Here is a 21,121-nt window from a genome sequence, read left to right on the forward strand (position 1 = left end):
TATTAACATTTAATATTTTTATCTTTAAATAAAAGATAATGATAAATGTTTATTTTTAGTTAAATAAATAATTACCAACAGCAATATCTATCTGTGATTAGTAAAATCCACTCTGTTGATTATTGAGCCCAGTTTGTGTCGGCCTTTATGTTTTTAAAGCAATGTCACTAACGGAATAATGGATGACGCTGTCTGCATACAAACCGTTAGTGACAATAAATAAGCTAGCAAAATTTTATTTAATAAGTGTCAAGATATTGAGTTTTATCACCATAAGATTTGCCTAGTTTAAATGGAATACTTTATTGATTTTGTTTTTTAATTTGTTTGTTTTTGCTTCAAACTTTTCTACCGTTAAATTCATCTCTTGCAGAAATTCTCTTTTTAGATGATGTTTAGAGAACTTTACATCTTGTAGATTTGCTTCAGCAAAATCTGTTCTTGTTAAATCGGCTTTACTGAACTTAGCTTTTTGGCAGTTAGCATTAGTTAAATTTGCATCAGCAAGATTGGCATTTTTTAAGATAACATTTATTAAAGTTGCATTAGTGAAATTGGCTTTTTGACAGTTAGCATTGGTTAAATCAGCATCAGTAATATCTGCCTTTTGTAAGTTGGTGTTTATTAAAATAGCATCAATAAGATTTGTTTTTTGTAATGAGATCGCATTTGCTAAATTGGTTTTAGTCATATTTATTTGTTGTAATAAGCTTACTGCTGAATTTATATCAGCAGGATTTGTTTTTTGTAATAAAGCAGTAGCTGCTGCTTTTGCTCTTATCAGATTGGTATTAGTAAGCGTTATGTTTTTTAAATCATGGTTATTTCTTTTATGTAATAAGATCGCGGCGGCTAAATATCCTGCAATAACATCTGTTTTTTGTGATAAGGAAGCTGCAATGTTCTCTTCTGTGATCTTGAGTTGGTTAATGTTTATTTTTTGTAACAAAATAGCCGCTGCTAGCTTTGCTTCAGTTAATTTTTCTTTAGGAACAACTATTCCTTTTAAATAGATGCCTGGTGTGAAATCTGCTTCTGTTAAATTAGCGTCACTGATATTTGTTTCTTGTAAAATAGCTCCAGCTAAACAGGTATTTTTTAAATGAGCATTTTTTAAGGTAGCTTGATATAAACTAGCAAAACTCAAATTGGCATTGTCAAGCACTGCTTCGGATAGGTTTGCTTTTTCCAGAACAGCGCCGACTAAATCTATATTATTAAGCTTTGCTTCAATTAAAATAGTTTTACTGAGATCTGCATTTTTTAAATTAGCATATCTCAGATTTGCCAGGTGTAAGTTTGCATTTGTCAATTTTACCCCTTGCATATTTGTGGAAAATAATTCTGCTCCGCTTAGATCGGCATCCGTCATATCTGATAATATAAAATAGGAACTGGAAAAATCAGCGTTGTTTAATTTTGTATTTTGCAGTTTTGTATCAGATAAATCAGATGCAATTATTTTTGTGTGACTTAAATCGGCTTTAGTAAATATTGATTTTTGAAAAAAAGTCCCTTTTATGCTTGCTTTGCTTAATAAAGCATTACTGAAATTGACACTGTCACAGTCAGATTTGAAAATATTTGCTTGACGTAAATCGGCTTTAATAAGTGTTGCTCCTTGCATCTGAATGGACGATAGAATCGCCTTATTTAACAATGCAGAATCTAAACGGGCAAACTTTAATGTCGTCTCTTTAATTTCTTCGTTGGATATTTTTAATTTAGCTAATTTAGCTTCGGTTAAGTCTGCCTTAATAAGTGTTGCGTGATCCAGATTAGCACCAGCTATGGAGGCTCTTACTAACAATGCTGAATCTAATTTTGCATAATTAAATGTTGTATTTTGAATTGTTGCATCGGTTAGATTTGCCTGAGTAAGTGTTGCATGATCAAAATTAGCGCTAAGTAGGGTGGCTCTTTCTAACAATGTTGAATTTAATGTGGCATGATTGAATGTATTGGTTTTGATTTCGCCGTCAGCTAGTTTTAGGTTAATAATTTTAGTGTCAGTCAGGTTTGCATAATTAAGTGTTGCGTGATCAAAATTAGCGCCGGCTATTGAGGTTTTTTCTAACAATGCTGAATCTAATTTTGCATAATTGAATGTTGATTTTTCAATTTTTGCACCGTTTAAATTTGCTTCTATTAATTTTGCATGATCAAATGTTGTATTTATAATATCTGAATTTTGCAGATTTGCTGCGGATAAGTCTGTTCCGTTAAAATTTACATTTGACAAATAGGCACCCGCTAAATCAATGCCGTCTAAAATTCTGGCAGATAGATCAGTATCTAATAAAAACATCCTTCCTTGCTTGATGTATATATTTGGATCAATTCGGTTATTTAATAACATCACGGTAGCGGTTGTTTTAAATGCATGCTTATCGATGTCTGAAGTAAAATGTTCTCCTGTCGGTCCTTCAACACAAACAGATAGCTTGTCTGAATGATATTGCGAGGGTTTAGTGGTTACCGTACAACCGTTAAAATTAAATTTGATTTCTTCAGGAATATGATAGCAATTTGAATTAGCAATTTTTTTTTCCAGTGCGCAGGTCATTGTTTGCATTAAATTATCATATTGCTTAGATAATTTTCTTTCCACGCCACCTAAAGTAAAAAAATTTATGATATGTTCTAGTATTCCTTTTGGTGACGTGGCTAATACTTTTCCTTCTATACTATTGTTATTTATTGCGTAATTAGTAAACACTAAACAACGATTGGTATCCATATTTTCTTTTCCCTAATAGTGTGGAATTCAAAATAAACGCGCTAGGCGTATTTTGATTAACGCTGTACCACAATGAATATATATTTAATATTACTGAATATGTTATTAGTATTGATATATAATCAGATATATCAAGTTTATACTATATAATTTTTCTAATGTTTTCTTTAAATTCAACTTAATGATGTCACTCAATAATTTATATTAATTTGGTTGAATTAAATTATTTATTTTATTCAGCCTGTTATTTCTTATGAGATAAGAAGCGAAAATTTTATAATATTTATATTTCTTTGCTTGCTGTTATTTAACGTCAATTATAATAATATATTATCTCTACTTAAACTTTATAAATAGACTTTTGGAAATTTCTTAATGATTTAGTTGTTTTTTTATTCTTAACTGGGTTATTAAATATTGAAGACAAATTTATCAATAAGTTGTTCTTGTTCAGTTATCGTTCATGAACTTAAACTGCAATAGTTAATATAAATAACCACAGACAGGGAAGCCATTAAATTTACGGATTTTGTTTATAAAACAAGCATATGATTTATAAAGACTAGACCCGCGCAAAAACAGCACGTATAATGCATCCCACTTAGGCCCCTTGGCTCAGTGGTTAGAGCAGGCGACTCATAATCGCTTGGTCGCTGGTTCAAATCCAGCAGGGGCCACCAATTTTAGCTGTTAAATCAGTGCATTAAGCCACTTCTTAGCAAGTGGCTTTTTTGTTTTTAATAGTCAGTGGCAGCAAAATGGCAGCGGCTTTTTTCTGGCAGCGGTTGATTTTTTCATGATATGTCACAGCGTGATTTATTTTTTTGAAAGTATGTCACGCTCAATTCCCCAAATATCTATGTAACTCATTTCAGTTTTTCATTTTCGCTCAAGCCGCATGGTTGCAGGCTTTTTGAAAATATGCGGCTAATATCGCGATCCAACCAAACCCACGTAAAATAGAAATTCTCATTATCTTTCATTGCGTTATCTTTTTGTTGCGATCCGTTTTGTGATCCACAAACTGAAATTCACTGAAATTCTTTTCACTCATTTCATTTTGCAATTCATCGCAAGACCCTAGTAACGGCGAGGCTTAGCAATATGTTTTGTAGAATTTTAAAACTGAAATAATTTTTAGATCCAAATTGTGCAGGCGGGTGCGGTGTAGTGCGTTTTACGTGGTGAAAACTTTTATTTCGTGGGCGCTGTGATTTCTCAGGGCTATGCAGCAGGTGCGTTCCATTTTGTTTATCGTTGATGTGGTTTGTTATGTGATGCGCTCAGAATGGCGCTCAGACAGTTTTATTGAAGGTACAAAAAGCCCACGCTAGATGGGCAAATGGTGGACGATAACTTTACTTACCAATAACAGGGGAATACTTTTTATTCAAGCTGTCTGACTTGGTGCCAGTGCCTTTGATAGCTGATGCGTTTGTTGGTGTGCCTGTATTACTGTGAGTATGTGATGCGGTGAGTTCTGCTAATTCCTTGACCACATCTAACGTATCTATCATCAGCTGAGCAACGTTGATTTGTTTGCTACCTATCCAAATGATAGGGGCTATGATTTGTTGTTGTACGCCAGCAATACTTTGCTTTATTTGCCCAACTTTCTCTATTAGCTTCTGTCCAATTTCTACAGTGGCATTCTGTCCAACCTCAATAGTCATGTCTTTTTCAATACTGCCGACATAGTTTGATGATGTTGCTATTGCGTAGTCACCCTCGGCTAAATTCTGGATTGCACCTGCTAATAGTTTTCTAGTACCTAAAACGGTTAATGTGTCATTGGCCTGTACTGTGGTTTCTCTCGCGACCAGTTCGCGTTGTTCTTTGTCCGCTTTGATATTTCGGATCATTGATGCTTCATTGATGCTTTGGTCTGTTTCACGATTCCAGCTACCATCTTGTGTCACGCGCTGAAAAACTTCTTTGCGTTGCTGCTGCAATTGTTCCCCTGGTTGTATGTCTGGGAGGGTATTATTTTGACTGAGTGTTTGCCGGATAAACGGTTTATCGGGCCTCCCACCTTCAAAAGCAATTTCAACTAAAGTTCCCTCCGGTGGAAATTGAAACATACCACATTCACCCCCTGCCATGGGTAAAGGCAGCGGCACTGCTTTGTAGGTAGGTGCGGCTGATTCGTTGCCATCACTATCCAGTAATTGCACATCTACAGCATATTTTGGCCGGAACGGATCAGAAATATCACCAGCACTGACTGCTTCACTTGGTGATTCAATTCTCGCGAATTTTGGTAAATGCAAACCTGCTGATAATTCGGGGTAAGCTTTATCTATCTGGCTTTGAATTGGGGTTTTATTTTTGGCCTTTCCAGTAAGTGGATTAATCGCCAACCAGTAAAGCGTGATATCATCGTTATCAAGCTGGACTTTATGCACGCGCTTACCGTTTACCACTGTTCCGGCTCGTAAGGCGGGTATTAATGGAAAGGTGGCGCTGTTTCCTGCTGACTGCCCTTTTGAGAATTCAGCGGGTACACTGTGGTTATCATTTTTAAACATCGAATCAGCCCAACTACCGACAAAGATTTTCCCATCAGGTATTTGATACCAGACATAATCAGCAATAGTAAAAACATGGCCTAAATTGGCTAATAATTGAAAACCTGTACCGTTGTGCGTGAAATGAGGGATCGGCGAGTTAATATATTTTGTATCAGGTAAAATAAAGGTTAAGCCGCTGTTTTCCTGTAAATAATCTGTAATGGTTTTTAAGGTTGGGTGCCGAAATGAGCAAGGCCACATTTTATCAAAAACACCGACCAGCTCGCGCACGAACAATTTTTGAAAACCGTTATCCGCTGGCTGTGCACGTTCTACATAGCCTGTGAAGTATCGATACAATGAATCGGTGTAACCTGTATCAAAGCGAACTAATTTGCCTGTGTAATCAGTTTCGGTTTCAACCGTTAAAAAGCCTCGACCACAGGCCGATAGTTCCAACATGATTTTTGCGTCAACAATATGGACGTCATCATTAGATAAATAACAGCGGCTAATTGGTTTCATTATTATTTATTCCCAAAATCATCAATGGGTTTCAAAACCGTACTTTCAAACCATGTCAGTTCGTCTTTTTCTTCTTTTGCCGCGCTCGTTGGTACTTTCAGGTTGCCTGTTTGAATTTTAGCTTGCACTTGGCCTGCTGCCCGAGCGTCTTTTTTCTCTGAGACAGATAAATGCTCTCTGAGCGTGAATGTGACTTGCCAAGCCATTTGCCCGTCGATTTCGCTGGCGTCAATATTTCCGGTAAACGTGGCTATGCGGAAATTAATCGCTTTTGCGGTATGATTAGCCACGCGATAGCGCTTCAATTTTCCACCTTCTTTCGCTTCTGCAAGGGCAAATAAGCGTGTGAGAATTTTGTCATCAGTGAAGTTGATCACGCCATTTACTCGTAGCTCTTTTGGCTTAATTCCATGCTCTGCAACAGCTGTGCTGGAAGTTTGACCGGATTGGTCTTTATCCTGAAATTGTACCGACGGATTAACTTTGATGTTTTTTAGCGGAATAGCTTCACCATCAAGGGCTAAGGTTATTGTCGGATTCTGTGCTGTTAATTGGTTTTGTTGGATCATGAAGCATTCCTTGTAATGACGATAGTTCGCTCCCTGCGAACAGTGTTGCAAGTGTAAAAATGGCGTCCTGCTCTGGGATCTCTTTTTGCAGGTGTTCAGCAAGATAATCGCCCGTGCCTTTGCCTGTAAAACTCCAAATGAACACGGATCTACCCAGTAGATCAGTCAATTTATCACTAATACTTTTAAGCGCATTTTCCCTCGCAGACTTGAATCCAGACATAGTCGATTTCATGGCATCAATACCGCTTGCACTGCCTATACTGTTTTTTGCCTGCTCTACCAACTGAGCGTTAATCGTGTCACGGCTGTTTGATGTTGATAGTGTTTGCGGTTTCGGTAAGCCGCCGAATTGAGGTGCTGGCAGCTTCATTTTAGTGACTTGCAGTGATCCTGCTGTTTTTGCCATACGCTCAACCTGTGAAAAAACAGGCAGTGAGAAAACCGTCGAAAATTGCTGTAAGAGTGTCATAAATTCGGTTTGTGTTTTCGCACAGATCATCATGACGACTATTTCGGTCTCTGCTGCGCCTACCAATTTTTTTGCAATGTGGTTGATTGCATTGGTTGGGCTTAAATAGCTGCCAGTTGCTGTTTTCTGTCCTAATCCATACACAAATGGGTGAGCTTGCACCATCGAACAGGTTATGCTCGACAGGGTAGGGGACATTTTCATCAGGCTTTTACACCATTTTGGAAGAATTACGGTTTCTTTGGCCATTCGATATCCGATGCAGTTGAAGTATCAACACGGTTTAATAATACGCGATATTTTTTCCATTCTGTCAGTTTTACCTTCTCCTCTTCCGTCATCATATTCAAATCGACGGCATCCTGAAGCGGGGTGATGATTTGGGTTGCATCAAAGAGTTTTTGCTGTTTAATGCTTTCTAATTTTTGTCTTTTTGCTAAATTTTCAGCTTCAATATTCTTGACCCATCTTTCACCATCCCAAACATCATATTCGCTTTTGGGCGCCAAGGGTGTTAAATAGTTGGGTACTTTTCCTAATTTTTCGATGGTGACAGATTGACGGCTTTTCGTATCAAATAACACCAAGCCTCGATGATCTTCCTGATATTCCCATTCCTGATTTTTTTCATTAAAAACAACAGCGAAACCTTTCTTTTTGTCAATCGGTTTTATTTCGGTATGAAAAGGCAATATGTCATGCGTTTCATCCGTGTAAGCATCACAAGGACCCAGCAACTCATGCGTATCACTCGTGTAGGTAAAGGCTTTAAAAACTCTGAACATGTTGATTCCTTAACTGATTCTGTACCAGCCCATTAGCGTAACAAAAGCATTCGTTATATTAATTTCGTTACCACCTCCGGTTTTTCCAGTTGTACCTGAAACCGTATGTGAATGAGGCCCGATTGCTACAGTGTGCACGTGATTTCCACTAGAAGAAGTTGTTGCATTATCTTTTTTATTGGATGCCGCAACCCAGGCCGAACCTGATGCTCCTATATATCCACTGTTTTTGGTATAGTTATGTACGTGATTACCTGTTGTATTGGTATTTTTATTACCATAATCATAGCTACTGGTCGTTGCTGAAAAGGTATGTCCATGCGCGGGTAATTGCGCTTCGGTAAGCTTAATAGCGTCAGCGCCTCCGGTGGTTAATACATTCGAGCCATTGGCTTTGGCCAGACGAATGGTTTTATTTTCACCGATGTATTGCCACTTCGTATCAGGAAATAAGGTATTAGGATTTTTGTTTTGTGCAAACCAGATAACCACCCCAACAGGGTAAACGGTATTGATATTCAACGCATTTTGTAATGCTTCTGTCACCGTCTTTTGGCTCACCACCTCTGTTGTTGAGTCACCCAGCGATTGTTTGACGGCAGAACTGTTGAGCTTGGTATTAAGACCTTGTGCCAGCTCTGTTTTGGTGGCGTAGTCGCCTTTAGATTGCAGTTTGCCCACTTCGGTTGTGAATAAATTCAAACTTGGCACTTTGTCATTATTATTGCCCTTGACACCTGAAATGTTGGTCTTATCGACCTTTTTGGTTAAATCCAATTTAAATTGCGTTTCAAACGCTATCATCGATTGATGACTCAGCGACCCTTTTGGACGTAAATCTTTTACGTTTCCGTTAGCATCAATACTGGCTATCGCAAAGACAAAATGTGTAAATCCAGCTTCGTCTACATAATTATCAAGCGAGGTAGCGATAGTCGTTTTTACCACGGTATTCCACTGACTAACGATATTGCCTTGGTAGCTAAAATCCGCATAAATATTCGTGTTACGCAGCCCATTGTGTATTTGATTTTTTTCCAATTGGCCACGAAGACCACTGATATAAGCTAACCCTTTGCTAACCGTGTATTGCTCATCCTTTCGGGTGACTTCAAACCCATCGTCAAAAAAAGCGGCTTCACCATAGTGATCATGATTAATAAGCCTCTGCATTTCATCAATGCCAGACAAACGCGCAGTAAAATCAATTTGCCATGTTTCCGCACTGGTTTTGATTTGCGTTTCTTCGGCTGCACCGTTGAATTCAAGCAAGAATGAACGGATCAACACGTTACCCTGTTGACCATTTTGTGTTTTCAATTTTTTCTGTATAGGGGCATGGGTGATCATGGCCACTGTACCAGACTCTTTATTGAGCAATCCAATCCAGTTAAAATCAAAATCGCCGACTTCTGCACCTAAAGTGACGCTGTATGCGACGGCGTTCTCACTCACCAATCCTGCTTTATTAACCGCTTGACGGTGAACAATTTGATTTTCAGGGGGTAGCTTTTCGTTGCGGTCAATGGGTTTTGATGGGTCAAGGTTCGACACATTCGCAAACACAAATTCATCAAGTAAAACGGGTTTACCGCTTGCGGCTTCTTGGGCTTTCCATCCTTCAAATGCGAGTGTAATAACTGATGCCATATAATGCAGTCCCTTACATTAATGAAGCGCCGTAGACTTGGCTCGACGCTGAAAATTGTCCAATTCGAATATAGAGCGGCTGATTAAGTAATGTGGCGTAATAACAAATATATTCAGCTTCAACAAAACCAACGCGCATCGCTATTGAGTGTACAGCCATCACTTCAAAACGATAACGGCGACAAGTACGCCCGTATTGCCTGATGATGTTTAACAATAAATCTGGGTTATTCGCTATTTGTCCGTCGCTAACGCGTAAGATAATGACGTCCCAGTCAATATCCGGTTGTCGCTCGTTAATTTCGACATAGCCTACGCCAAGGCGTTTAAATATCTCAATAAATCCGGCGAAACTGCCGGAATCTTTCGCATTGATAAACGCGTATTTTACGCGCTTACGGTATAAATCCAACGGTTCATTATTAAATCGATGAATATCGCGTTGATAAGCTAGCAAATTTAATAATGATTCAGTGCAGGTTTCTACATCCAATTGCACTAATGGCCACGTTATCCAAACGTGAATGATTTCCCAAAAACGTTTCGTTGCTCGCAGTAGCGTTGCTGGCTCGCCTTTATTCATCCACGACGGCAATTGCAGTCGTTTTAATCGCGTTTTAAATTCTGGCATTTTGCACCTCAACGGTGAGCGACTTTAAACGTGGTACGCTTAAATCACTGACAATATCGGGAATGCTAAAAACGATAGAATCCAGCACAATAAATTGTTTATGCAGCTCGCGTCCTAAATTTGAGAATGAAAAACGGGAGTAGGGCCATGTCTTTTTAACATCATAAAGTGCGTTTTCACGAAAAGCACAACGCACTAAATCGCCTGCATCTTGCTTTAATTTTTTCAGTTCTTCCGCGCTGAAATTTTCCACGCTCTGCACAAATAGTGTTACGGTTAAAACATGCTGCGTTTCCTGCATCGGAAAGCACTGCATATCGTCACCATGACCATGATAGCCTTGTTTGTTGATGTAATCATTCACTTTATCAATAAACGGCTGGCTTGTTACGCCACTGTCTAGGAGCAAATAGGCATTTGCGGTACCCGGACCCCGCGGCGCATCATGCAAAAAGAAAATTCTGTCAATACTCAATCCCACCACACTGGCAATCATGCCACGATAAACCGCGTCAGTGTGATAGCTGCCGACTAAGTTGTACTGATTGCGGCAACGATCACGCAAATCGTTGTCACTCTCTGCATCTGCTCCCGGCACCAATAACCAATTATCTTCGTTTTGTACGCGCTCAATCCCTGAAATATACACGGGTAAAATGCGGAAATAACCTGGGGCAAGATTGTAAGCCCCTCCGGCATTTTCAGCGATCACCGGCACTAATGCGCTATCAGTATCAATCGCCTTGGTTTCAACGGTTTTGACACTGTAAATGATGTCATTAATACGCTCTGTTTGAATAACCGTTCCCGCTGGAACAATGATAGTTCCCGCGCCCACATCACGATAAAAACGGATCACACCTTTTGCTTCGGTAGCAGGTTTGCGAGTTAAATTAACGCCCCATGCGAACATATCTAACCAATTGTCCGATGCAGTGGCTAAAAACATATTTTTCAAGGTGACATTAATTAATGCTTCGGTCAGCCAACGAACAGGCCGAGTCACAATCGTATTAATCAAACGCCAAAATGGAGACATATTCGACGTGTTAGTAATCAGCCCCTCTTCATGGACAAGCGACACGAATTTGTCGCTAATTTCATCTTCGGAAACAGGCATTCCGCTATCGCGCAAGACTTGTTCATAATCAATGTTAGGGATGTTTTACAGTTCATAATTTACCCCCAAATTAATACGGCCAAAATCATAGGTTTCCGCCGTCACCCAAAGTCGTTTTGTACTTTCTTCATCTATTACAATCGTACCGGGCACTAATCGCTCGTCACTTTCGACTAAGATCTCCATTTGCGTACGAATATCAGCGCGGAGGGTTGGGCTTCGCTCTGCCACTAATTGTGTTGCTAGCCCACTTTCAATGATACTGTGCGCCACATCTTGTGTGATTGACTGTCGGTTATTACACAACTTTGGCTCATTGCCGGAGTTGAGCGTAAAGTTTCTGTCAGTAATTAATAAATCAAAGTAGCGTAAATTATCCATTTTCAAGCGCAGTCCATTCCGCTAAATCCGAGGGTGACATTCCATTTGTCACATTGATATTTACTGTATCGTATCGCTTGCTATTATCAACCGATTGGGTTCGGTTATTGCTGATTTGCCGACTAATGCCACCTTTTTCGACGTCTTTTAGTTGGCCACCAATCAATAAACCTGCCGCGCTGGCTGTGGCTGGCGCACCGTCAACGGTTCCGGTTAATTTGGTTCCAATATTGATACCCGGCAAGTAATTGAGTTTTTCAACAATGCTGTTCCATATCCCTGAAAAAGTATCGGTTATTGATTGCCAAACACCTGAAAAAATGGCTTTAATGTTGTCTCCCATCGCTGCAAATACAGTATCTATAGGGGAATTACTGAAGAAATCACAAATAGAATTCCAATTTTCATAAATATAATTACCCACTTCGAACATCATGTTACTTAATTGCCTAAAGGCATCAAAAACCAACGAAAAAGGAAGGAGGATCACTTTAATTGCACTCGCCACGATAAAACCAAACGAACTGCCCGCTTCTGTGACGCCTTTTAGTTCATCTGAGGTGTATTGAATGGGTTTAAGTAACCGAGTGAACAAAGAGAAGACGTACTTAATCCCATCCCATATCAACTTTATTGCGCCACTGATTTCAACAAATGCATCAGAAATAGGGGGCAGTACGCCAAATGCTTTACGAAAGCCCTCAATAAACCCAGCAATAAAGGCTTTAATGGGTTGCCAGAATTGCACAACAGCCACGGTTAATGCTGCTATAACAGCAATAATGGCAAGGATAGGCCACGAGATAGCTGTAAATCCTGTTGCAGCACCCAATGCCGCAAACTTTATTAAGTTAAGCAAAGGCAGTAAGCCCGTCATAATGAACTTTGAAACCCCCATCACGATATTGGCAGATGCGCCAGCCGCTGCAAAAGCGAGCATTCCCATCGTAAGATATCCGACCCATCGCGCAATATTGGGGAACAAGGTAAACCAACGCACAAGGGTTTGAGTGCCCTCCGCCAATTTATTGATTAGCGGTGTAATGACAGGTAATAGCGTCATGCCGATAGCAATGCGGATGGATTGCCAAATTGACATAAGCCGTTCCCAAGGGTTGGCTAACTTTTCCGCTTGTTCCGTCGTGCGTTTCATACCATCACTCGCACCCAAGAAACCGATATTTTTACGCAAAATATCGACATTACCGTAAAGCCGTTTAACGACTACCGCTGAATCACCAAAGGCGGCTTCAATTTCTTTTTGGGCTTTTAAATTGCCCTCAATACTTGCGCCATATTTGGTTTGTAATTTATCCAACATTTCAGGCATTGAGAGCATTTGGCCAGAAGCATTGACAAACGATAGTCCTAAATTTCTAGCACCATCAGCCGCCGTTTTCATAAAGGCTTCATAAGCACTGGATGACTCGCCGCCAAGGGTTCTTTGTAGCTCCCCAAGTACAGCCAACTGTTCATCAATGCCGACACCAAATTGTGTCCCTGCATTTTTTGCGCCTTCCATGAGTCCGGTAATGTCTGCCATGGACACGCCAAAGGCTTTCGACATAGTCACGGCTTTTCCCGCAAATTCTTCCGCAAATTGCACTTGACCCACTTGGTTCGCGTAACGTTCAAATTGATTGAACATTTGCCCCATGTATTGGGATGCTTCCTCCGGTGTGCTTTTGAGTGCGGCGGCAGTCGTGTTGGTAATACGAGTGAGTTGCGGCAAATCTTGCTGAGTGACATTGTTTATCGCTCGGCTTATTGCGGTTGTGGAGTGAACAAAATCAATAGACGATTTCCCGTATTGCGCCGCAAATTTTAGGGCATCTTTTGATATTTTATCCATGACACCGCTATCAATACCCTGTAATGATGCAGTCATCATGGCATCGTTCATTTCAATGGCCGGGTCAAGAATACTTTTAACAGACCAAAAAGCCCCGGCAAGACCTGCTCCGCCCACGGCAATTTTGCCAAATGCGACTTGGCTATCACGGGCAAAGTAGAAACGGCAGATTGTACCTGCCGAATGGGTTTTGTGATGTTGTCGATAAGACTGAGTGTGAAATCTAATTCGCTCATGAATCCCCCTTAAAGGCGGTTGTTATGCCATTTGCGATAGATATTCTGTGGTTTTCCCAATAGCGATTATCTAGCCAAATCGCGGCGGCAATATTATCTTCCGTGTCTGGTTCATGCGGTAAATACCGCTGTCGCAGGATTAAAAACTGTTGCAGCGGATTATTTTCAATCGCAGTGACACGGTTGGTTAGTTTTTTACGCTGATCTCCAGTTTAGGCGCATATTCTTTGTTAACGGATTCAACGATTTGCATTGCTGCACTTGGAATGGCAAGTAATTCATCCAATAATTCTTTGCTTTCAGGGCAAACAATACGTTTTAGATAAGTGGTGACGGGGGCGACTTTATTATCCATGGCCATATCATTAATCATGCTGTTATACGCGGTGATGTTTGGCTCAAAGCTAATGTCTTTTTCGTTAATCGTTAAAGTGATAATTTTTTTAGTCATGAGACAATTCCTTTCTCTGTTTAATTTCGTCCGTTAATACATTATGTCGTGCGGCGCATTCGCCATATAAAAAAGCTAAATCTATTAACGCTATTGATAAATCACAGCCTGTTGTTCCTGTCAACTTCGGGATTTCTGTCGAGCATTTTTTTAGCAGGTTTTCCTGATAATTCACGTCCGATAATGTCGAGCGTTTTGTTGTACATGCTGACAAACTCATCACTAACACAAATGTTAGTAAATACAGGCTTAATAATCTCAGTACGTATTTCTCTAGGGGCAGCATTGGCGATCCCCTCCAATTTTGTTTCTAGCCGTTGGCCTGATTGGCTAGAAATTTCTTCAAGGTTAAGACGGGTCTTATCAGCCACTTTTTGAGCGGTCAGTTCTAAGCTGTCGTGATAAAGCCCGTTGACCTTCCAACCCGCACCAAAGGCACAGAGCAATAAAGTCATTATCAGTGCGAGTTGTTTAGTCATAATAATGCAAATGCCTTTTCAAAAATCTCATCATCGTAAGGCTGTTGACCGTTTTCATGAAAGATGATCGCTTTTGCCAACTCTATTACAGTTTTATTATCAAATGGGTTTACACAATCTGTTGGTTTAACATTTAGAGCTTTGGCTACACTATAAATATAACTATGCGTTTTATTTTCAACGGGCGGTGCCCATCGATTAATCATCTTTTCAATGGTATTGAAACCGGAAAGATTATAATTTTGAAGCAATTTCATTAAAGCTCGAATACCATATTCAGGACTAACAAAACGACAAAAACGTGATTCAATACTTTTATCTACGGGCAATTGTCCTTGCCATTTATTTACAGGATTGTAATCAATATTACCGGGATTATTATTTCGAATTCCTCGCGCTGCTTTCACATTCATTGTTTAAATTTTCCTTTTAATAGTGCGCTTCCACGTTTTTTTAACCACAGTTCAATTAATTGATAACCAACGATGCCAAATGCTGACCCAAGGCCAGTAATCGCAAGCGGTGAAATATCCGGTATCCAAATTAAAACTGCGCCTGCTAACATTGAAACTGCCGACCCCAAAATGACCCGACCAAAAAACAGGCGGGTAGTAATTTGCTCTTCACTGGTTAAGATTTTACCAATCGCAATAAATATACCGATAAAAAATAGCGCAATGAATGTCTTTTCGTGCTCTTCCATGAACAGTTTTCCTTATCCAATAAGGGATTGCGTCAATTCTGATTCTAAATAGGAAATCCCATTGATGCGCACAAAGTCAGGGCTAGTGACCAAGAATTTGATTTTATGGGTAGTGACCGCACCACCTTTCGGATCAATATCTAAAATATCACTGACAATTAATTTGCAACCAAACGCTTCCACTTTCATTTCTTCATTGCCAGCCTTGGCATACCAAAGAAAGTCTTGCGGTTTAATACCACGCCATGACCCCGCCGCCCGTGCTTTTGCGGTAATAATCGCAAAATATTTTGCGGTTAGTTCTAGCTCACCCTCTGCGCTCACATCACCCGAGATAAAACCGTCAGGCATGCCGCGCGTTTGAGCTGCTGCTGAATTATCCGTAATAGATAAATTTATTTTTTCGACGTGAATTAAATCACCGTCGATATTAACGTCAAAACTTTGACCCGATAAACGCTGGCTCATTAATTCGCCTCCAAGCTGGCATCCAGTAAGATGCTGACGGTAATCCCTTTCGGACATTCATAGGTACGCACAGTAATATAAATTTCCACTGTTTTTTTGGTTTTCCACACAATGACGACATCATCATCACGCGGTGGCAGACATTCGCCGGGGAACGTGACACCGTTAATTTCTGCACTGCGTGACATTTCACGTAGGGTACGTGAGAAATAGGACTTATGACTTTCAATGCTGTTTGGCGTGCTGTTTAAGCTACGATCTGCAATTTTTGCGATGGCTTGCAAACGTACACGACGCGCGACTTTATCGACGATGCGTAGACTTTCGATAGATTGATAATCGCCTCCCTCAACATCTAACGTTCGCCCATCTGACCAATACATACCGTCATAATCTGAGTACCACATCGGCACGCTATAACGCAGTTTTTCCAGCGCTTGAAGCGTGGCCAAATCAATTTCGACACCTTTACTGTCTTTGGGTAAATCAACTCTACCTAAATCAATTAACGCGCCTGTTTTCACTCGCGCCGGACTATCGGCGATAGTTACCGCACGGTTACATAAACGACCCGCTAATACTCCTGCCTCATGCCCCCAAATGATCGGCACGAGTTGAATAGACGATTCGGTTTCGGTTTTTTGCAGATCACATAAACGGGTCAATGCTGTTTGCCATGTTTCTTTATCTTGTAACCCTGCAACAGACAATAGCGCCCACACCCAACGTCCATATTTAGCCAGTAACGTTGCTCTGAGTGTTTGCGCGGCCTTGATGGTTTTTTTGGTAGTTTCCCCAATGTAAACATAACCCTCTACACTGGCGATTAACTGTGCTTTGAGCACACCATCGACAAAATCGGTGTCAGTGGCATTTGCGGGAAGAATATGAACATAACCAAACCAGTTCTGCCCCGCATTCGCCATTGCTGCCTTGATATTCGACTTTAAAGGGCTATTTTCTGCTCCCAATAACGTGTCTAAATCCGTTTGAGTATTAATAGCTAAGGTTTCACCAATATGGTTTTTCCCTTTGCCCACAAACAGCAAAACACGTTCAATTTCTTTGGATTCGCCTTGTAACTGATTGACTTGATTAACCCGAACATTAGGCCACATAGTTAAGTCCTTTTATTTGATATCTTGCGCTTTGACATCCCAGCCAAAGCCTATTCCTTGTAACTGCCTTGCTAAGGTTTTATTAAAATCCGCATCATTAATGCCTAGAAATGGTCTTGCAGGAACTTTTACACGCCACGATTTTTTTGTTTTTTGGTTTTTCATTTTCCTTATAATGACCCCCGCTTGTTTATATGTCATTGTGGCGGCAATTTTCTTAGCGGAAATTGTTTTAGTTTTTGCCTGCGCTAACTTTATATCCAAGCGCTCTTAATCGTCTAGCTTGTTTGTCTGTAGCCATTTTACCGCTTTTTTGGGCACATCTTTGTCAGACTTGTTTTTTGTCTTCAAGCTCAGTCTTTTTTTTATTTTTTTTATAACTATTACTTGAAATCGTGACATCCATACCATTTTGCTGAGCATAACCAACAACACCTGCTGGCACGGGTTTTTTACCATTTCTATAGCCACCCCCTTGCATATAAATTTTTATTGCGCTGATAGCAGGCATTTCTTTAATGTGAAGGTGTGTCGGTAATTTCCTGAGCATTTTTACTCGCCATGGAGATTGCCTTGCAGCCCATTTTTTACCGTCAGGAGATTGTTGTTGTTTTGCATACCTCTTTGACGATGCGATAACGCCCATTTTTCCCAGTCGCCACAATAACCTTTGTTTTTTTTGCAGGGGAAATTCAAGGTCTTTCAATAATTTTTTAAGTTTTTTTAGTTGTTCATCATTGAGTTGACCATTAATCATTATGTTTCTATCTCACTATAAATTTCCGCCTGTTCAGCTAGCCACAAATCAGTTTTAGTTAAAGACCAGCGCTTACCATCAAACGGGACGATTCCTTTTTGGTCTTCCTTCATTACTATTGGTTCAGAAATCGACAAAGAAACGATAATTTCTGCATGCTCCCCATCTATGTCAATAGCCATACTGGGTGGCTCTTGTGCAATATTACTATCGCCTAATTCGTTATCTTGCTTTGCAAACCACGCATCAATCAAAAGGGGTATATAACGTGGATCAAGCTCACGATATGGGAATCGTCCCCACGCAATTATTGCAATATATTGCTGTATCATCATTTGATACTGTTCTAAGCCTAAATCTTTGTGAGCCGGAATGAACTGTATTTCATCCATTTCGCTGCTAAACTCGACCTTACAGACGCGGTCCGGCAAATTGGTTTTTAAAAATTGGGTGAGACGTTGTAATTTACTCATATCATTGCTACCGTTACACGTTTTAAGCCTTTCATATTACGAATAACAAAGGCGGCTTCTGCGAGTAATCTAATGCGGACTTCGGGGCTTTCTTGCTGTTGATTAGGTGCTCGGCTCACAATTGAAGTGTATTCGCCGATTAAATCCGCTTTGGCTCGAGCATAGACCGCTTTTTTATACTGTGCAGAAAGCGCATTTTGTCCATTGGCTTTTACACCTGGCACGTCATTAGCTGTTTTATACCCCATTACCATTAACTGCGATTTCAATGACGCCAGCGATAAATTAATCTCGGCAGCACTGGCTAATAGTGAGTCCGTTAGCAAATCGACATCTAAATCCAAGGGCACCTGCCGTTGTTTTTGAAAATCTTCCAAATTCAAATCAGGCCAAAAACCATCATTAATAATCGGATTATCCTGATAATTTAAGTCGTTGCCGTTAAACATAACACTCCTTGTAAAAAACGGGCTGTCCGGTTTCCATGGTCAATCGCAATCAATTTGCTTTGCCTCCACCGCGCCCGTTTGGCTTGCGGTAGTCGTTTTTATTCGGCGGTTAATGCTCGAATGCGCATAGCTATTCGTTTTAAGTGCGTATTAACACCCACTTTAGGATTAAGCTGTCGTGCTTTTGCATGTATGATGCGGCTTGTTCCAATGTATCAACACAATCAATGGCACTGGCTTTCGCATTTTCATTGATATTGCTTCTTAGCAAATTCAATGCTGCAAATTTGTAGTATTTTGCCCTGATTTTTTCATGCACCTTCCACTTTTCAGTGACATTTTTAAATGTGCGTGAAAAATAAGGTTCGATACTGTTCCCCGTTTCATTTTCTAAGTGTGCCCACGCTAATATGGTATCAGCGACAAAGGCCGGAAAATTACTGCGGAAATTGTCAGGGGTGAGCTGTCCTTGCTCTATAGCGATATCCGCCCAGTCCAATCCTTTATCGAACGCCCCCACATCAAATAGCCAAATTGTGCAGTAAGCAAAAATCGGGTTTCGATACACTTCGCCCTCGGACAAATAACGTTCAGCGGTGGGAAGATAAGCGGGGAGTAACTCCTGCTTTTTCATCTCTATTCTGTCTGCTGTTGTCGGTTGCTCACGCAGTCTTTTGACATCCCGCTCAATCGCCCTCGCTTGTAAGTGCATACTGCCACCATCGAAGATAGTGACGGCTTCTTGCCGTTCTAGCTTTTGGCGTAGCTCTACAGCTTGGCGGTGGCGCTGTGCGGGTGATAGCATTACTCTACGGTTTCCTTGGGTTCTTCTAATTTACCAATGGTTACCGCACTTTCATCATAAGCACCGTACAACTGCGGATATTCAAGCGCATACCCTTCATTACGCAGATATTTATTTTCAAATTGCTTGCGGTCTTCAACAAATTCAGCCTTACGCTGACCGGTACCACTTTGCGTGTACAGATGCAAGTTAGCTAATGGTGTAACTACCATACGTTTACCCGGCATAAATGGCGGAATAATGGCTGTACGACCTGCAATGGTTGAACCTAGCATTTGTGCCGCAATCTTCTCTGTTGGACGGTCTGCCGCTTGGTATAAGCGATATTGTTCTGCCGCGACCAAATCAGCCCCGACAAGTACTACCAAACGCGGGTCATTGCGAAACTCTGCTGGAATGCAGCTATTGACAATATCCTGTGCCATTGCATCCAACGATTTAAAATCACCTTTTTCATCTAATGTAATAGGTGTTGTGATAACTTGTTTACCACCATCCCATTTCTTAGCGATAGCATGCCAACCGATATTAACATCCTCACCGTTTGGATATTTTTTTCGGATCCGTATCATCGGCAACATGTGTTCCATTAAAACCAATACGTAATTGATCTAATGCAAAGGATTTCAGTGTAAAACCTTGCATTTTTTGGAAAAACTCATCTTCACTACCTGAGTTAGCCCAAACAGACAATAAATGCCATGTTAGCGCAGCGCACGAATCTGTTTCATAAAGTTGATAAGTATTACCATCAACATCTAAGTTACGTGAGAAACGACCAGATTTACGACGCCCTGTGTAAATACCGGGGTTACCTGTGGTCACTACTTGGCCTTGCAGCTGGTCGACGTATTGCACGTTGATCATGCTAAGAAAATCAACTGACTCTAACAACGCATCGCGCAATTGTGTTTCTTTTGGGTCAGTAATTGCAAAATAACGCGATACATCATCAACGCCAACTTCGCTAGCTAACGCAATTGCATAATTATGTAGAAACTCACGCGCTTTTTGGTTTAATAACATGGAAATCCCTCTCCTAATTTTTCCAATTTCAAATTTTTAGTTTAATTAAGCAGCATTAAACTAAGTGATTGAAACGTTTTTCTTTATTTTTATCACCGCGCGGGTTTTTGCTGGGTAACCTCGTTACCTTAGAGTCTAGTTTACTGAAATTTCTAACAATATTTGAAATATTGTCTGTTAACTGCTTGAATTCTGCGGTATCAACAACGTCTTTGACGACTTCAATGTCTTCTTGAACTTCTTCAACATCGGTTTCTGTTGTAGAAAGGCGCTGTTCAATTGCAATCAATCGTGTGTGGAGATCCTGAATTGCTTCTTTAATATTTTCCAGTGTGATTTCATCGGTAGAAGATGAACCACCATCGTTTGAATCTTCAATATTGAAAAAACTTTTCCAACCGCTTTTTTTTCTCTTTAGCCATTTTATTTTGTCCTTAAACTGTTTAACTTCATCGATAACAAGCGGTTTCAGTGAGCCGTATCGATATTGGTTTTTTCCTGATTTAAAGCGTAATCGTGTTGTTCCAATACTTGCGGGAGAACAGGTAACACCAAGCCCCTCTAAATACGTTTTGCCTGTGCCTCTAAAGTTACCATCAGGTGTAAACTCTGCAGAGGTAAATAGAAGTTGCCCGTCGCGATTGGCTTGTAATAGATGGTGATTTGGGCACAATTGAGCATATAACCTTAATACCCCATCTTTATCTCTCTCAGCCTTAACGGCTAATACCTCACCCATTGAACCAAAATAGCGCTCATGCTCAGGCCAAATACAGGCGGTATATACATTCGCATCGTAAAGTTCAGCGGCTTCCGCTATCCATGAAGCCTCAATTTTTCGACCGTCAACCGTGTCACCCTCAGTCGCGATGCAAATCCAATTTGTCATTAATTGAGACATATTTACATGTTGCTCCCATC

Annotated in this window: 21 protein-coding genes, 1 tRNA gene and 4 pseudogenes; 1 reads left to right on the plus strand and 25 read right to left on the minus strand. The window is 40.3% G+C overall.

Annotated features, from left to right (window positions below; genetic code table 11):
* Window positions 1–283: 283 nt before the first annotated feature.
* Both LDL57_RS02165 and LDL57_RS18045 read right to left on the minus strand, forming a co-directional pair.
* On the minus strand, window positions 284–2,308 hold the full coding sequence (locus LDL57_RS02165; protein WP_180558999.1) for a pentapeptide repeat-containing protein: 2,025 nt from the start codon (window positions 2,306–2,308) through the stop codon (window positions 284–286).
* A 102-nt stretch (window positions 2,309–2,410) separates the two neighbouring features.
* Window positions 2,411–2,740, minus strand: a pseudogene (locus LDL57_RS18045) (hypothetical protein); the annotation flags it as partial.
* 604 nt (window positions 2,741–3,344) lie between these two features.
* On the opposite strand from LDL57_RS18045, the gene LDL57_RS02170 reads away from it, so the two are divergent.
* Window positions 3,345–3,420: transfer RNA gene (locus LDL57_RS02170), tRNA-Ile, on the plus strand.
* A 678-nt stretch (window positions 3,421–4,098) separates the two neighbouring features.
* On the opposite strand, the gene LDL57_RS02175 is transcribed toward LDL57_RS02170, so the two are convergent.
* The 23 genes and pseudogenes from LDL57_RS02175 to LDL57_RS02285 form a co-directional block, all read right to left on the minus strand.
* Window positions 4,099–5,775: a phage baseplate assembly protein V gene (locus LDL57_RS02175; protein WP_225506913.1), complete on the minus strand. Its 1,677-nt coding sequence runs from the start codon at window positions 5,773–5,775 to the stop codon at window positions 4,099–4,101.
* A gap of 2 nt (window positions 5,776–5,777) precedes the next feature.
* Window positions 5,778–6,344 (minus strand): baseplate complex protein, encoded by a 567-nt coding sequence (locus LDL57_RS02180; protein ID WP_225506915.1) that lies wholly within the window; start codon window positions 6,342–6,344, stop codon window positions 5,778–5,780.
* Window positions 6,289–7,065, minus strand: a complete 777-nt coding sequence (locus LDL57_RS02185; protein WP_225506917.1) for a hypothetical protein — start codon at window positions 7,063–7,065, stop codon at window positions 6,289–6,291. Before LDL57_RS02185 ends, LDL57_RS02180 begins: the two co-directional genes overlap by 56 nt.
* Complete coding sequence (locus tag LDL57_RS02190; protein WP_225506919.1) at window positions 7,047–7,601, minus strand: tail fiber assembly protein; 555 nt, start codon at window positions 7,599–7,601, stop codon at window positions 7,047–7,049. The genes LDL57_RS02185 and LDL57_RS02190 overlap by 19 nt, the downstream gene beginning before the upstream one ends.
* A gap of 9 nt (window positions 7,602–7,610) precedes the next feature.
* Complete coding sequence (locus tag LDL57_RS02195; RefSeq protein WP_225506921.1) at window positions 7,611–9,251, minus strand: phage tail-collar fiber domain-containing protein; 1,641 nt, start codon at window positions 9,249–9,251, stop codon at window positions 7,611–7,613.
* Between the two features lie 13 nt (window positions 9,252–9,264).
* Complete coding sequence (locus tag LDL57_RS02200; RefSeq protein ID WP_225506923.1) at window positions 9,265–9,882, minus strand: phage tail protein; 618 nt, start codon at window positions 9,880–9,882, stop codon at window positions 9,265–9,267.
* The gene (locus tag LDL57_RS02205; protein ID WP_225506925.1) at window positions 9,869–11,002 is read right to left on the minus strand and encodes a baseplate J/gp47 family protein; all 1,134 of its coding nucleotides are present in this window, start codon (window positions 11,000–11,002) and stop codon (window positions 9,869–9,871) included. Before LDL57_RS02205 ends, LDL57_RS02200 begins: the two co-directional genes overlap by 14 nt.
* A gap of 45 nt (window positions 11,003–11,047) precedes the next feature.
* On the minus strand, window positions 11,048–11,383 hold the full coding sequence (locus LDL57_RS02210) for a DUF2590 family protein (protein WP_225506926.1): 336 nt from the start codon (window positions 11,381–11,383) through the stop codon (window positions 11,048–11,050).
* Window positions 11,376–13,286: a phage tail tape measure protein gene (locus tag LDL57_RS02215; RefSeq protein ID WP_255653914.1), complete on the minus strand. Its 1,911-nt coding sequence runs from the start codon at window positions 13,284–13,286 to the stop codon at window positions 11,376–11,378. Before LDL57_RS02215 ends, LDL57_RS02210 begins: the two co-directional genes overlap by 8 nt.
* Window positions 13,283–13,471, minus strand: coding sequence for a hypothetical protein (locus LDL57_RS02220; RefSeq protein WP_225506929.1), 189 nt, complete (start codon window positions 13,469–13,471; stop codon window positions 13,283–13,285). Before LDL57_RS02220 ends, LDL57_RS02215 begins: the two co-directional genes overlap by 4 nt.
* Window positions 13,468–13,641, minus strand: a complete 174-nt coding sequence (locus LDL57_RS18050; protein WP_375141956.1) for a DUF6890 family protein — start codon at window positions 13,639–13,641, stop codon at window positions 13,468–13,470. The genes LDL57_RS02220 and LDL57_RS18050 overlap by 4 nt, the downstream gene beginning before the upstream one ends.
* A 17-nt stretch (window positions 13,642–13,658) precedes the next feature.
* Window positions 13,659–13,922, minus strand: a complete 264-nt coding sequence (locus LDL57_RS02225) for a putative phage tail assembly chaperone (protein WP_225506931.1) — start codon at window positions 13,920–13,922, stop codon at window positions 13,659–13,661.
* A gap of 101 nt (window positions 13,923–14,023) precedes the next feature.
* Entirely contained in the window at window positions 14,024–14,401 is a 378-nt protein-coding gene (locus LDL57_RS02235) for a hypothetical protein (protein WP_225506935.1), read from the minus strand.
* Window positions 14,398–14,814, minus strand: coding sequence for a structural protein (locus LDL57_RS02240; protein ID WP_225506937.1), 417 nt, complete (start codon window positions 14,812–14,814; stop codon window positions 14,398–14,400). The genes LDL57_RS02235 and LDL57_RS02240 overlap by 4 nt, the downstream gene beginning before the upstream one ends.
* Window positions 14,811–15,104 carry a phage holin family protein gene (locus LDL57_RS02245; RefSeq protein WP_225506939.1) on the minus strand — a complete coding sequence of 98 codons (294 nt, stop codon included), beginning with the start codon at window positions 15,102–15,104 and terminating at the stop codon, window positions 14,811–14,813. The genes LDL57_RS02240 and LDL57_RS02245 overlap by 4 nt, the downstream gene beginning before the upstream one ends.
* Before the next feature lie 12 nt (window positions 15,105–15,116).
* Window positions 15,117–15,572, minus strand: a complete 456-nt coding sequence (locus tag LDL57_RS02250; protein WP_225506942.1) for a DUF2597 family protein — start codon at window positions 15,570–15,572, stop codon at window positions 15,117–15,119.
* On the minus strand, window positions 15,572–16,690 hold the full coding sequence (locus tag LDL57_RS02255; protein ID WP_225506943.1) for a DUF2586 domain-containing protein: 1,119 nt from the start codon (window positions 16,688–16,690) through the stop codon (window positions 15,572–15,574). Before LDL57_RS02255 ends, LDL57_RS02250 begins: the two co-directional genes overlap by 1 nt.
* Before the next feature lie 12 nt (window positions 16,691–16,702).
* Window positions 16,703–17,450 (minus strand): annotated as a pseudogene (locus LDL57_RS02260) (hypothetical protein).
* On the minus strand, window positions 17,447–17,920 hold the full coding sequence (locus LDL57_RS02265; protein ID WP_225506945.1) for a phage tail protein: 474 nt from the start codon (window positions 17,918–17,920) through the stop codon (window positions 17,447–17,449). The pseudogene LDL57_RS02260 and the gene LDL57_RS02265 overlap by 4 nt, the downstream one beginning before the upstream one ends.
* Window positions 17,917–18,369 (minus strand): head completion/stabilization protein, encoded by a 453-nt coding sequence (locus tag LDL57_RS02270; protein WP_225506947.1) that lies wholly within the window; start codon window positions 18,367–18,369, stop codon window positions 17,917–17,919. Before LDL57_RS02270 ends, LDL57_RS02265 begins: the two co-directional genes overlap by 4 nt.
* A gap of 98 nt (window positions 18,370–18,467) precedes the next feature.
* Window positions 18,468–19,174, minus strand: a pseudogene (gpM, locus tag LDL57_RS02275) (phage terminase small subunit).
* A pseudogene (locus tag LDL57_RS02280) lies at window positions 19,174–20,200 on the minus strand (phage major capsid protein, P2 family). The pseudogenes gpM and LDL57_RS02280 overlap by 1 nt, the downstream one beginning before the upstream one ends.
* A gap of 55 nt (window positions 20,201–20,255) precedes the next feature.
* Window positions 20,256–21,101 (minus strand): GPO family capsid scaffolding protein, encoded by an 846-nt coding sequence (locus LDL57_RS02285; RefSeq protein ID WP_225506948.1) that lies wholly within the window; start codon window positions 21,099–21,101, stop codon window positions 20,256–20,258.
* Between the last annotated feature and the right edge of the window lie 20 nt (window positions 21,102–21,121).

The organism is Arsenophonus apicola, from assembly GCF_020268605.1.
Lineage (GTDB): Bacteria > Pseudomonadota > Gammaproteobacteria > Enterobacterales > Enterobacteriaceae > Arsenophonus > Arsenophonus apicola.